Source organism: Mesorhizobium sp. M5C.F.Ca.IN.020.32.2.1, from assembly GCF_004023105.1.
GTDB lineage: Bacteria > Pseudomonadota > Alphaproteobacteria > Rhizobiales > Rhizobiaceae > Mesorhizobium > Mesorhizobium wenxiniae.
Map to the genome: position 1 here is coordinate 1 of NZ_RZSX01000081.1, position 11941 is coordinate 11941.

An 11941-nucleotide genomic window follows, 5' to 3' on the forward strand; every position below is an offset into this window, starting at 1 on the left:
GATCGACGCCGGCGGCGGCCACGCCGCCCTGACTTCGCAGCCTAGGCGCCGGAGGTGATCGACCAGCGCGGCGCCATCCTCGTCCTTCGGATGGATGACCAGGATCTTCGCCTGCCGCAGGTCGTTGAGAATGCGTTTGAGCGTTGCCGTCATTTAAAGCCAAGGCTCTTCGAAACGAGAGGAGGCGAGATAGGGGTCGGGCCGGATCGGCGCCTGCGACTGCCAGGCGATATCGAACTGCCCGGTGGCGTTGGCGATACCGATGCGCGGCGTCGACCAGACGTGGCGGTTTTCCTGGTCGAACATCATGCGTCCCTCCGGCGACGCATAGTCGACCTCGAGCGCTGCCTGTCCGAGGCGAAAGGTGTCGAGGGTTCCGGCCTTTTCCAGCGCGCGGGCGAACAGGTGGACCTGCGTATAAGCCGTCTGCGACCACATGGTCGCGGTCGTCCGGTCGCCGAACCGGCGGGCGAGCTCGCCGACGAAGCGCTGGTTCTCGCCGCTGTCGACGCTCGCCAGGTAAGGAGCCGCCAGCACATGGCCGGTGCAGTGCTCGGCGCCGATCACGCGGATCTCGCCTTCGGCCAAGGTCAGGCTGGCTATCGGCCGCCGTGTCCGATCGATGCCTGCCTCGGCATAGAGCCTGTAGAGGATCTGCGCGCTGCGCCCAATAACCGTCGAGAAGACGGCGTCCGGCGCGGCCTTCTCGATATCGGCCATCAGCCGGCGCATCCGGCGTTCGTCGGCATCGAGCGGCACATACTGTTCTTCGACGATCGTGCCGCCCTTGCATTCCAGGAGATCGCGCATGACCCGGTTGGATTCATGCGGATAGATGTAGTCGGACCCGGCCATGAACACGCGCGGTCCGTAGCGCTGCAGGATGAAGTCGGCCAGCGCGAAGGTATTCTGGTTGAGCGTGGCGCCGGTATAGAGGACATTCTCCGAATATTCGAAGCCCTCGTAGATCGAAGGATACCAGAGCAGGCCGTTGTAGCGCTCGACAATCGGCAGCACGGCCTTGCGGCTGCCAGACATCGAGCAGCCGAAGATGACGTTGACGTCGTCCTCGGTCAGAAGCCTGCGGGCCAGCGAACGAAACGCCTCGGGGTCGCTGCCCGGATCGTAGGTGATCGGCTCGATCTGCCGCCCCAGCACGCCGCCGCCGGCATTGATCTCCTCGATGGCCAAGGCGGTTCCGTAGAAATGCTCGCTTTCGGTGACCGAAGTGATGCCGCTGCGCGAAAAAAGGATTCCGACGCGCCATGTCCCGGCTGTACCTGTCACGGCAATCCTCCCTGAGCTTTTCCGGCAAAGGCCTATTGCACGCGAGGCGTCATGGCAATCGCCAGCGTGGTCGCTGGCTATCTCTGCTTTCAGGAAGCGGCAAAGGTGATCTCTCCGGCAGAGATAGAGGCATTGCCGCCCGGCAGTCTGGGCCGGAACCTGACCGTCCGTGATTGGGAGCCATATGGCTAAAGGGGCCGATCCGCTACCGCCCGAATACCGGAACCGCTCAGTTGTCCGGTTACGTCGCGTTTAGCTCTGCCATGTAAGGAATTCGGAAGCTGGAGGCCGCACGCTAATGTTGGACAACTACGAGGTCGACGGGTTTGGCGTGATCCACCAGATCGACTTCACACCGATCAAGTACGACAAGCAATACATTTCCTATTACGAGGACCTGAGTGACCGGACCATCAAGCTCGGATATCAGCGACTTGGCTGGGTGCTGGGAATCACCGGCCAAATTCCTCGGTCCGTCCTGGAGATTGGATATGGCACGGGCACGTTCGTCGAAGCCGCGAAAATAACCGGGGTCGCCGACTGCGCCGGCTGCGACATCGCCAGGTTTCCGCTGCCCAAGGGCGTCCGCTTTGTCGATTGGGATGAGGCTCTTGCCAGTTCGTGGGATCTCGTCGCCATGTTCGACGTGCTTGAGCACATCCCGGACCTGGGTTTCCTCGCCCGCCTTCAGGCCCGCTACCTGGCCGTCGCCGTCCCTTATTGCCGCTGGCGCGAGCTCGGCACCACCGGCGACGCGTGGTTCCGAACGTGGCGTATGCGTCTCCCCAACGAGCACCTGCACCATTTCGACCGTGACTCGCTGGTGGCACTCCTCGCACACAGCGGCTTCCAGTGCGTGACGCTGAACTGCTTCGAGGACGGGATTAGAATGCGGCCCGGCGAAGTGGGTCCGAATATTCTGTCCGGCTTCTTTAGAAAGCCATAGGCCAGTTTCCCCGTGGCTCGACCAAAGCGATAACGCTCGCGCTGTTTTCCCGCCCAAGCCGACTTGGTCCTTTCTCGTCCGGATTTGATCCTGACTGTGAGCAAACGGGCGAGTCAGGTAAGGTTTTGACGGATCGCTTTTCACTAAACTGCCGACGCTCAGCGCCAAACAATGAGCGTCCTAGTTGGGGTCGGAACAGGTAATCCGCATCACGTCAAAAGCTACCACCAGAGCTGGACTAGCCCGCGTTCGGCCGGAGAAGCAGCTGTTGTGATCGATCATCCGGGGAACATTTTCGTCAGCATTCAATTTAAGCAGAGAAGCTGGCTTGGAGCAGATCAATGGGCATTTTTTCCGACCTCGACAAAAAACTGACGGAAAATCTCTACGCGCACGGTAACGACCTCATCGATCCTGCTGCGGATCTGCCCGAGAGCGTCGAGGAACGGGTCGAACTGTTGATGCCGTTCGTTCAGGCCGAGGCTCGCGAACTGGTCCGATCGCAAATCCTCGGCCTCATTCACGAGTACAGGAATGAGGAGTCCGCCCCATCGAGTTAGGCGAGGATCGCCTCAACTTCCAGATTTCATGGGCTCGCCGCCTGATACGCGCTTCCCTGTCCATAATAGGTCTCCTGGTGCTTTCCTAATCCAGTCCTCGAGGTTTTTTCCGCGTTGCTGGACAGTGGCCGCGATCGTCTCTCGCGCATTCATACAGCTAATGCCCCACTGGACTGCCCAAATGATCGCGCAGGTCCGTCAGCGGTTCAGTTGACGCAACCATGATGTGCTCTATTTCAAGTTGCACAGCAGTCTTGCGGTCCGTTCGGTCGCTGGGAGGACAATGTGTGGAAGCAACGCTACAAGCGCGCACTGTAAATACCAGTAAACGTCGCGGTCTTCGACTTGACTGCCTGTGGTCACCATCACCCTTGAACAACTGCCTGGGAGACGTGTGTTTTCGCAGCGCCGGAACAACATCGACGCCATCGAGGAGACACGCGCCGAATAGGACGGCGATGGTCTCGTGGTTACCGCTACCGGAGACCGGGGCCCGATGAGAATTCTCGTTGTTGGCGCCACCGGCCTGATCGGCGCTTCGGTCTGTTCCCGCCTCGTTTCCGAAGGAAATGAGGTGGTCGGCATCGTCCGTAGCCCTCGGGCAAATGCAGCCCGCGACTGCAAATTGCTGGTGCTGGACATGGCGACCGCGCTACGCCCTGAAGATTGGCTGCCGCATCTGGCCGGCATCGATGCCGTCGTGAACTGTGCCGGCGTTCTGCAGGACAGCCCTCGCGAAAAGACCGGGCAAGTTCATCGCGATGCTGCGGCGGCTCTTTTTCTCGCCTGCGCGCGGGCCGGCGTTGCCAAGGTGATCCACTTCTCGGCAATGGGTGTCGATCGGGCACAGCCTTCGTCGTTCTCGGCGACGAAATATGCTGGCGATCAGGCCCTCATGGCACTTGATCTGGACTGGATAATCCTTCGCCCTTCCGTGGTGCTCGGCCGGCCTGTGTTTGGGGCCAGTGCATTGTTTCGCGGTCTGGCCTCGCTGCCGGTGCTGCCGTCAATGCCAGATACCGGCCGGCTACAGGTCGTGCAGCTCGAGGATGTGGTCTCGACGGTGCTCTTCTTTCTCAATCCCGGCAGTCCGTCTCGTATGGCGCTGGAACTTGCAGGTCCCGAACAGCTGACCATGGATGAGATTGTCGGCACTTTTCGCCGCTGGCTCGGCTGGGGTTCCGCAGCCAGGCTTGTCTTGCCGGGATGGGTTGCCCGATTTCTCTACCGCCTCGGCGATCTCGCCGCGGTGCTCGGCTGGCGACCTCCGATGCGCACTAATGCCGCCAGGGAGATCACGCGAGGGGCGGTCGGAGATCCATCGAACTGGACTTCCCTGACCGGCATACACCCACAAAGCTTGGCGCAGTTCCTCGCGCTCAATCCGGCAACGGTGCAGGAGAAATGGTTCGCCGGGCTTTATTTCGCCAAGCCTGCAATCTTCGTCGTCCTGCCGTTCTTCTGGATCATGACGGGGATTGTTTCGCTGACCACTGGCTACGGCAACGGCATCGGCCTCATGCAAAGCACGGGGGCTGGCATGTTGTCGGCGCCTGCCGTGATCGCCGGCGCTCTTGCCGACGTCGTCGTCGGCGCACTCATAGCCTGGCGGCCAACGGCGCGAAAAGGCGTCTACGCCGGCATCGCGCTCTCGCTCTTCTATCTAATCGTGGGCACTTTCCTGCGCCCGGACCTGTGGAACGAACCGCTTGGGCCGTTCCTGAAGGTCTTGCCGATCATCGTCCTTCACTTCGTTGCATTGGCAATCCTGGAGGAGCGCTGATGCTCTATTTCGTGCTGAAGTACCTGCATGTCATCGGTGCCAGCGTGCTGCTTGGCACGGGCGCCGGCATTGCCTTCTTCATGCTTCTCGCCCACAGGACCGGCAATGCAGCAACAATTGCGGCAGTGGCGCGCATCGTAGTGGTCGCCGACTTTCTCTTCACGGCAACTGCCGTCGTGGCGCAGCCGATAACCGGCGTCGCGCTCGCCTGGCTGGCGGGTTACTCGCTCTCCGAAGGCTGGATCGTGCTTTCCATCGCGCTTTATATCATCACCGGTGTGTTCTGGCTGCCGGTGGTATGGATGCAGATGGAGATGCGCAATCTGGCGTCCGAAGCCGCCAAGGCGGGAGACCCGCTGCCGGCCCGGTATATCAGGCTTTTCTGGCTGTGGTTCGCCTTTGGCTTTCCCGCCTTTGCTGCCGTCCTCGGGATTTTCTGGCTGATGATCGCGCGGCCGGCGATCGAGTGGTAACGCCTTGCCGCGGCAGATGTCGCGCCTTTCGATTTCGGCGCTGGAACATCTTTCCCATGAGTGCGTTCGGCGCGGATGGATCAATCCGTGCGCAAACGCCGACATTCAGCCTCATCCGCGACTGAAGCGGATGTTCTCATTGTTGGCGGCGGACCTGCGGGGCTGGCCGCCGCTATCTATCTCGGCAGGTTTCGTCATCGGGTCGTCGTGGTCGACGCGGGTGAATCGCGCGCGATGCTGATTCCACAAAGCCGTAATTGCCCCGGATTTCCGGAAGGGATCAGCGGCCCCGATCTTCTGCAACGCCTTCGCGCGCAGGCCGCCGAATACGGAGCGACACTGGTGCAGGATCAGGCGTCATCGATCGAGCCGACCTTAGGCGGATTCGGTGCCGAGACAAACGCGGGGCGGATCGTCGCCCGCAAGATATTCCTGGCGACAGGTATCGTCGACGTCGTGCCTGCAATTCCGCGTCTGGGCGAGGCCATCGCCAGAGGCAGCGTACGCCTTTGCCCGGTTTGCGACGGCTATGAAGTCATAGATCGTCGGGTCGCGGTTATCGGACACGAGGCGAAGGCACTGCGAGAGGCCTTGTTCCTCAAGCAGTACACGCAGCACGTCACACTGCTCGCACGCTATCTTCCCGATTTTTCCGCCAGCACACGGCGCGTGGCCATGGAAGAGAACATTGCCATTTGCGACACGTTCAAAAAGTTTGTTCCGTCCGAAAATGGTTACGAGGCCATCCTTAAGGACGGCGAGGTGCGACATTTCGACGTCATCTATCCGGCGATGGGATGCCGGGTGCGTTCCGAACTCGCCCTGGCAATGGGCATCGAATGCTGCGACGAGGGCTATGTTGTCGTCGACAAGCATCAGCGGACTTCGGTCGATGGAGTGTATGCCATCGGCGACCTGGTCAAAGCGCTGAACCAGATCGCAGTCGCTTTTGGCCAGGCTGCGATAGCCGCGACAGATGCTCACAATGACCTTACCCTCGGGTACGAATAGCTCTCGAAACGTACCTCGCTAGCGCAGCATGGCTGCTATCACGAAGACCGCGGCCGCTACGAGAACGACTGCGGCAATCACCAGCACCGGCCAGTTGCTGCGAGGCTGAAGATCAGGCTCGCTTCCTGCCGGCCGCCGCATCGCATCGCCGAAGCTTGCTTCATTCGTGAACTCTGGCTGTCGGCGTGGGCGAGCTTCGGCGGCAGGGCTCGGCACATCTGCCGCTTCGGCGTCGGTCGCTTCAGGTGCGGCGGCAGGGTCGAACCCCGGGGTCTTGTCCTGCGTCGCCCCGGCCTGAATATCGCCTCTCGCTTTGGCAGTCGTCTGATCTCGTCGTGCGGCCATCGTCGTCTCCCTGACAACCAAACTTCAATCTGCCTCAACCGGTTCCAGTCTGCGCCCGATTTTCTGAACACACCCGATTTTCTGAACACACCCCATTTGCTGGACACATTTGGCAGTGGTCCGGGCTTCTCCGGAACAGAGGACGCCTTTCGCAGTTGTGTTGGATCATTGCCTGGTGAGTTGGCCATGCCGTCTGCACTCGAGCAACTGGCTCAGTCCGTGAAAGAGCGACGAGCGATCCTGTTCGTTGGGGCGGGGGTGTCGATGAGCGTCGGCCTGCCATCCTGGCAGAAGCTCATCGAGCATATGGAGGATGAACTCTGCCTCGACCGCGACATGGTCGACATACCTGAACCCAGCTACCAGGCTCTTGCCGAATATTACCGGCTGAAGAATGGGGGTCTCGGTCCCTTGCGCAGCTGGATGGATCGCGAATGGAGCGTCTCGCGGGAAAAAGTCAAGGGGTCGGCGATCCACAAGCTGATCGTGTCATTGGATTTCCCGATCATCTACACCACCAACTATGATCGGAACCTTGAGGTTGCATTCGAAGTCCACGACCGCCCGTTCGTAAAAGTGGCCAATGCCAAGGATATCGCCAAGGTGAACGGCGAAGTTACCCAGATCATCAAATACCACGGCGATTTCGACGACGATGCATCTCTGGTCCTGGCGGAGTCCGATTATTTCGAGCGGCTATCGTTCGAGTCGCCGCTGGATGTGAAGTTTCGTGCCGACGCACTGGGGCGCACCATCCTGTTCATCGGCTACAGCATGTCCGACATGAACATCCGTCTGTTGCTGTATCGGCTTTGGGAAACCTGGCGCCGGTCCGGCTACGAAAAGAACCGTCCGAAATCGTTCGTCTTCATGCCGCAACCGAGCGTCGTCCAGGAAGCGGTCCTCGGACGCTGGGGGATCGACATGCTGACCGAGGAGGCCGATCGGCCGGAGGATGCTCTGGTGGCATTCCTGAGCAAGCTTAAGGAAGGGATAGGCAATACCGGAAAGGCGATGTGACTGCACCGCGCTTGAAGCCGAATGGTTGACGGCAGCTTCGGAAAGCTGACTTCGTTCGACCAGGCCGGGAACATTGTCGATCGCTGCGACGTTCATAGCCGGAAAGGGACGCTGTTTGCGGAGGCCTAGGATGGGCCACTTCGAAATGATCGATCTCGTTTCCGTCATCAACGCTTGCACGACCGGCCGCGCCGCCGGGCGATTGGTGTCAATGGCCAAAGCCGTGGAAGAGTTGCGGGTGCTGACCGGGGATTTCATCTCGCCGGACGAAATCGTGGCCAACGCCCTGTCGCCGGTGGCGTGGGAGCGCGGCTGCGCGGTCCTGTTCGACGAGCAGCCGGGCGCCGATATCCTGCACACGCCATGGCAAGAGGCCTGACTGCCGCAGGATGCCTGAGCGTTGCCGGATCGGCAGCCGCGCCAGCGGGCGCCGCGTCCGTTTGCAGACGTCGCATATGCCGGCAGTGGGGAGCACGGGCGGCAGTTGGAACCCGGCCGTCACAGGGCTGTTTAACCGCTATGCATGAGGCAATCGGAGACACGCCATGACTGAAAACGAGACCCGCTACGAACATGGTGCTACCAAGTACCCGGCCAAGAAAGATGCAGACGCGTCGGATCAATTCTCCCAAGAGGCGGCTGGCAACAAGAAGCCTGCCGGCGGGATGGGCCTGACACGGTCGAAGGACGAGGTGGAGGACAAAACCCATCAGTCCGAAGGGCAAAACCCGCCCACATCCGGCGCCGGACCGTCGATCGCCGAGCGTTCCAAGGACGCCAAGGCTCCGAAGAGCGGGCGCCAGCCAGGCGCCTACGTCAAGGAGTGACCGGCCAGGGGACCTGCAGTCAGCCCATCATTGTCTTCAGCGGCTCCCGAGCGAGGTTTGCTTCGATCTCCTTACGGCCTGGCGTTTCCCGCAGCGCTGTGCGCATGTTCTTGCGATATTCGTCCGGCATGCGCGGCGGCAGCATAGGTTCATACGCGTCGACGACCGCCTCTATGATCACCGGGCCTTCCGCGGCAAACGCGGCATCAAGGACCCCATTGACGTCCTCAGGCCGGGTGACGCTGTAGCCGATGCCCCCCATGGCCTCAGCAGTCAAAGCGAAATCGATCGGCTGGAGTTCGCAGGCAAATTGCGGGTTGCCGAGGAACATCATCTGCTCCCAGGCGATCTGGTTGAGCATGTTGTTCTTGATCACCAGAAGCTTGAGCGGAATCTTGTAACGCACGGCCGTCGAGAATTCGCCAAGCTGCATCGCCAGCCCGCCATCGCCCACCACCGCAAAAACCGGCCGGCCCGGAAAGGCGATCCCGCCGGCAATCGCATAGGGCAGCCCGCAGGCCATCGATGCCAGCGAGCCGGAGACGGCGAAATCCTGGCCTGCCTTGATATCGATATGACGGGCGGCAAGTTCGGTGTTCTGACCGGAATCGCTAGCCAGGATCGCGTTGACCGGCATTCGGTCGCCGAATGCCTTGACGACGCGTTGCGGCTTGAGCGGCACGTCGTCCCTGCTTTCCGCCTCGGCCATCATCTTGCGCCAACGCTGTAAGCTCTGCTGCGCGTTCTCGAGAAACGATCTGTCCTGCTTAGGCTTCAGCCTTTCATTCAGCAATTGCAGCGTGATGGCCGCATCGCCGACGAGACCGGCCTCGACAGGATGGCGAAGGCCGATCCGCTGCGCGTTGCGGTCGATCTGCACGCCGCGCGCCTTGCCGGGCTTGGGATAGTATTCGATGTAGGGGAAGGTCGAGCCGACGATCAGCAGCGCCTCGCATTCCTCCATGATCTCCTGCGAGGTCAGCGAGCCCAATATTCCGATTCCGCCCATGACGTGCGGGTGATCGTCCGGCAAGACGGCTTTGCCGAGCAAAGCCTTGGCAACGGGTGCGGCGAGGAGTTCCGCCGTCCTCTCGAGTTCGGCCTGGGCATGCAGCGCACCGCGCCCGGCGAGTATCGCCACCTTTGAGGCTGTGTTGAGGATATCGGCCGCAAGAGCAAGCTGGGCTTCGTCGGGTCGCTTGTCTCCTTCGAACCACCGTTCGGGCGTGTGTCTTGGAAGGTTGCGGGGCGAGCGCTTTGCCGACGTCTGTTCCTGCACGTCGCTGGCTATCGAGAGATGGGAGACGCCGCGTCCCGCAAGAGCGGAACGACAGGCCAGGCCGGCAACGTTCTCCATATGCGCTGCGTCGGTCACTTGCGTGTTGAAGATGGCGACGTCGTTGAAAACACGGGTGAGATCGACATCCTGCTGCGTGAACGTCTCGATCAGGTCGTGAAATTGCATGCCGGTTATGGCAAGGACCGGCGCCTGGTCGAGCTTTGCGTCGTAGAGGCCGGTGAGCAAGTGAGTGCCTCCTGGCCCTGAGGTGGCGAGGCAGACGCCGAGTTTGCCCGTCCATTTGGCATAGGCCGTCGCCATGAAAGCCGCGGATTCCTCATGCCGCACTTGTACGAAGCGGATCTTGTCCTGCCTTGTTCGTAGCGCCTCCATGATGCCGTTTATGCCGTCTCCCGGCAGGCCGAAGATCACGCGAACGTCCCAGGCGATCAATGTGTCGACAAGGATCTCGGCAGTGTTGGGCATGGTTGCCTCCTCTGTATCTGGTATCTGCAGCCTTACGCTCCCGCTGCGGCGATAGGCGTCAGACGTGGACATCGGCGATCAGTCGCCGAACGACGGAGATGCCGGGATGTTCCATCGGAACGGCAGGCGGGCAGCGCCGCCTGAGGGGCGGGCCTCAGTCTTTGCCTGGCAAAACCGCAGGAGACCGCGTTTGGACTTCAGCCAGGTCTCGGTTTCTCGGAAATGGTTCGGCGAGCTCAAGTCGCGCCTTAAGCGTGACATGCAGCTCTGAGGGATGGCCGAAACTCAAACAAAAAACCCTCCTCGGCGGCGGGTCGTCGGCGCAAATCAGCACCACAGCCAAATCAGTAGCATAATTGCCGTCAAAGCAACGGATCGCGAGCTCGCAGACAGGCAATCGCTTCGGGTCGGGCGCCGTCCGCAGCGAACAGGGTTCCATTACGCAGAGCCCAGGAACGGTTACGGCGCCTTCTCGGTTGTGAGGGAAAGGAGATGGTCCATGTTTGAGAACAGCATGTGGTTGCTCGTCGTTGCAGGCGGTCCCCTGATACTGGCAATCCTGATCGCCTACGCACTCCTTACGCGACGCCGTCGCGGTCCCGCAGAACGCAGGGTGAGCGCGCGGGCGACCGAGCGCTTGTATCGCGAGGAGAAAGACTGACGAATCGTGGCAGATGCGGATGGGCAGTCCGGAGTCGATGAGCGATGGACGGTTTATTCGACCGCCATTTCGGAACGATCACGCCGCCCTGCCATTATCGCCATAAGGACAGGCTCAGATCGTGGTGCCCACGGTTCCCGCTTCGGCAAGGACCGTGGCCCCTGCAATCACCGGGAAGTCGACGATGCCGTCAGCAATCTGGGCCTCAAATCCAACGCAAGGAGGAACCAATGGCTGGACGCAGGACCCATGAGCAGCAATTGCGCATCATTGAAAAGCGGGAGAACACGAAGGGCGCCGGCAAGGATTTCGACGCAGAGGCGGACCTGAAGCGATCCGCAGCGGAACGTGAAGCGCTGCGCAAGGGATCGGAAATCAGGTCCAAGACACCCGACCTTGTTGATCCTGACGATCGCAACATCCTTCGCGGAGAAAATCAGGAGAGCGTTCACCACAAGAATCGTCCCGACGACTAAGAATTGGAGCAAGCCGATGGCAAAAGGTAGCAAGAAGCATGTCGGAGCGGGTGCACGGGGAAAGGGTTCTGGTACAGGTGCCATGACCACGACCCCAAAGGATAAGCTCGAAGAAAACCAAATCCTGTCCAACCGCGACAAGGCTCAGCATACGAAGGAACGCGGTCTGGATTCCAAGCAGGTCGCGACCGAGCAGCGCCAGGATCACGCTGCCAATCGTTTGCGGGACTGACGGCTCGCCCGCCGTTGGGGCGCGGTCTTGCTGGTAGAGAAAGATTTCGCCCGCTCGACGATCTGCTTCCGTCGGTCCTTAGCGATAGCTTGCTCCTTCGGCTGTCGGCGATGAGTTAACCGGCAGATCGCATCGACGATTTGCTCTCGAACTGTTCTGCCTCACGCAGCAGCCGGATCACCTCCGCGTCCGTGGTCTGCGCGAAGTCCCCATAATACCGGCCCACCGCAACAAACGGCTCGGGCGTGGCGAGACAGACCACTTCGTCCACATCGGCTTTTATCAGGGCGAGCGTATCCCTGGGTGCCACCGGAACGGCCAAGACAACATGCGCGGCCCGATCCTTCCTTAACGCCTTGAGCGCCACTCTGACCGTGCCTCCGGTCGCTATGCCGTCGTCGACGACGATAACGGTCCGGCCAAGGACTGAAGCTGCAGGCCTGCTGCCGAGATACAGGTTTCTGCGGCGTTCGATTTCGAGCAGTTGCCGCCGTTTCTCTGCCTCGACGTAATCGTCTGACGGTTGGACCAAAGCCATCGCCTCCTCGTTGAGGA

At 60.9% G+C, this 11941-nt stretch carries 15 protein-coding genes and 1 pseudogene; 11 read left to right on the forward strand and 5 right to left on the reverse strand.

What is annotated here, in order from left to right; translation table 11 throughout:
- Positions 1 to 153, reverse strand: a pseudogene (locus tag EOA86_RS40020) (ANTAR domain-containing protein); the annotation flags it as partial.
- The gene (locus EOA86_RS06430) at positions 154 to 1287 is read right to left on the reverse strand and encodes a transporter substrate-binding domain-containing protein (RefSeq protein WP_128341032.1); all 1134 of its coding nucleotides are present in this window, start codon (positions 1285 to 1287) and stop codon (positions 154 to 156) included.
- Between the two features lie 298 nt (positions 1288 to 1585).
- Between EOA86_RS06430 and EOA86_RS06435 the strand changes: the two genes are divergently transcribed.
- The 5 genes from EOA86_RS06435 (at position 1586) to EOA86_RS06460 (ending at position 6060) form a co-directional block, all read left to right on the forward strand.
- Positions 1586 to 2233, forward strand: coding sequence for a class I SAM-dependent methyltransferase (locus EOA86_RS06435; RefSeq protein ID WP_128341033.1), 648 nt, complete (start codon positions 1586 to 1588; stop codon positions 2231 to 2233).
- 341 nt (positions 2234 to 2574) lie between these two features.
- On the forward strand, positions 2575 to 2793 hold the full coding sequence (locus EOA86_RS06440) for a hypothetical protein (protein ID WP_095519749.1): 219 nt from the start codon (positions 2575 to 2577) through the stop codon (positions 2791 to 2793).
- A 496-nt stretch (positions 2794 to 3289) separates the two neighbouring features.
- Positions 3290 to 4576 (forward strand): SDR family oxidoreductase, encoded by a 1287-nt coding sequence (locus EOA86_RS06450; RefSeq protein ID WP_128341034.1) that lies wholly within the window; start codon positions 3290 to 3292, stop codon positions 4574 to 4576.
- Entirely contained in the window at positions 4576 to 5049 is a 474-nt protein-coding gene (locus EOA86_RS06455) for a DUF2269 family protein (protein WP_127210449.1), read from the forward strand. Before EOA86_RS06450 ends, EOA86_RS06455 begins: the two co-directional genes overlap by 1 nt.
- A gap of 75 nt (positions 5050 to 5124) precedes the next feature.
- A complete protein-coding gene (locus EOA86_RS06460; RefSeq protein WP_127210448.1) occupies positions 5125 to 6060 on the forward strand; it encodes an NAD(P)/FAD-dependent oxidoreductase in 936 nt (311 codons plus the stop codon).
- 18 nt (positions 6061 to 6078) lie between these two features.
- Here EOA86_RS06460 and EOA86_RS06465 read toward each other — a convergent pair whose 3' ends face one another.
- Positions 6079 to 6405, reverse strand: coding sequence for a hypothetical protein (locus EOA86_RS06465; RefSeq protein ID WP_128341035.1), 327 nt, complete (start codon positions 6403 to 6405; stop codon positions 6079 to 6081).
- A 186-nt stretch (positions 6406 to 6591) separates the two neighbouring features.
- Between EOA86_RS06465 and EOA86_RS06470 the strand changes: the two genes are divergently transcribed.
- The 3 genes from EOA86_RS06470 to EOA86_RS06480 all read left to right on the forward strand — a co-directional run bounded on the left by EOA86_RS06470 (position 6592) and on the right by EOA86_RS06480 (position 8252).
- A complete protein-coding gene (locus tag EOA86_RS06470; protein ID WP_128341036.1) occupies positions 6592 to 7425 on the forward strand; it encodes an SIR2 family protein in 834 nt (277 codons plus the stop codon).
- A 130-nt stretch (positions 7426 to 7555) separates the two neighbouring features.
- Positions 7556 to 7804 carry a hypothetical protein gene (locus EOA86_RS06475; RefSeq protein ID WP_065010363.1) on the forward strand — a complete coding sequence of 83 codons (249 nt, stop codon included), beginning with the start codon at positions 7556 to 7558 and terminating at the stop codon, positions 7802 to 7804.
- A 166-nt stretch (positions 7805 to 7970) separates the two neighbouring features.
- Positions 7971 to 8252: a hypothetical protein gene (locus EOA86_RS06480; RefSeq protein ID WP_065010364.1), complete on the forward strand. Its 282-nt coding sequence runs from the start codon at positions 7971 to 7973 to the stop codon at positions 8250 to 8252.
- A gap of 19 nt (positions 8253 to 8271) precedes the next feature.
- On the opposite strand, the gene EOA86_RS06485 is transcribed toward EOA86_RS06480, so the two are convergent.
- Positions 8272 to 10017, reverse strand: coding sequence for a thiamine pyrophosphate-dependent enzyme (locus EOA86_RS06485; protein WP_128341037.1), 1746 nt, complete (start codon positions 10015 to 10017; stop codon positions 8272 to 8274).
- A 499-nt stretch (positions 10018 to 10516) separates the two neighbouring features.
- Between EOA86_RS06485 and EOA86_RS38475 the strand changes: the two genes are divergently transcribed.
- The 3 genes from EOA86_RS38475 to EOA86_RS06495 all read left to right on the forward strand — a co-directional run bounded on the left by EOA86_RS38475 (position 10517) and on the right by EOA86_RS06495 (position 11386).
- A complete protein-coding gene (locus EOA86_RS38475; protein WP_082982578.1) occupies positions 10517 to 10678 on the forward strand; it encodes a hypothetical protein in 162 nt (53 codons plus the stop codon).
- A 230-nt stretch (positions 10679 to 10908) separates the two neighbouring features.
- Positions 10909 to 11154, forward strand: a complete 246-nt coding sequence (locus tag EOA86_RS06490; RefSeq protein WP_029356303.1) for a hypothetical protein — start codon at positions 10909 to 10911, stop codon at positions 11152 to 11154.
- A gap of 16 nt (positions 11155 to 11170) precedes the next feature.
- A complete protein-coding gene (locus EOA86_RS06495) occupies positions 11171 to 11386 on the forward strand; it encodes a hypothetical protein (protein WP_065010366.1) in 216 nt (71 codons plus the stop codon).
- A 115-nt stretch (positions 11387 to 11501) separates the two neighbouring features.
- Here EOA86_RS06495 and EOA86_RS06500 read toward each other — a convergent pair.
- The coding region (locus EOA86_RS06500; RefSeq protein WP_281035636.1) for a phosphoribosyltransferase family protein at positions 11502 to 11941 on the reverse strand (440 nt) is incomplete at its 5' end.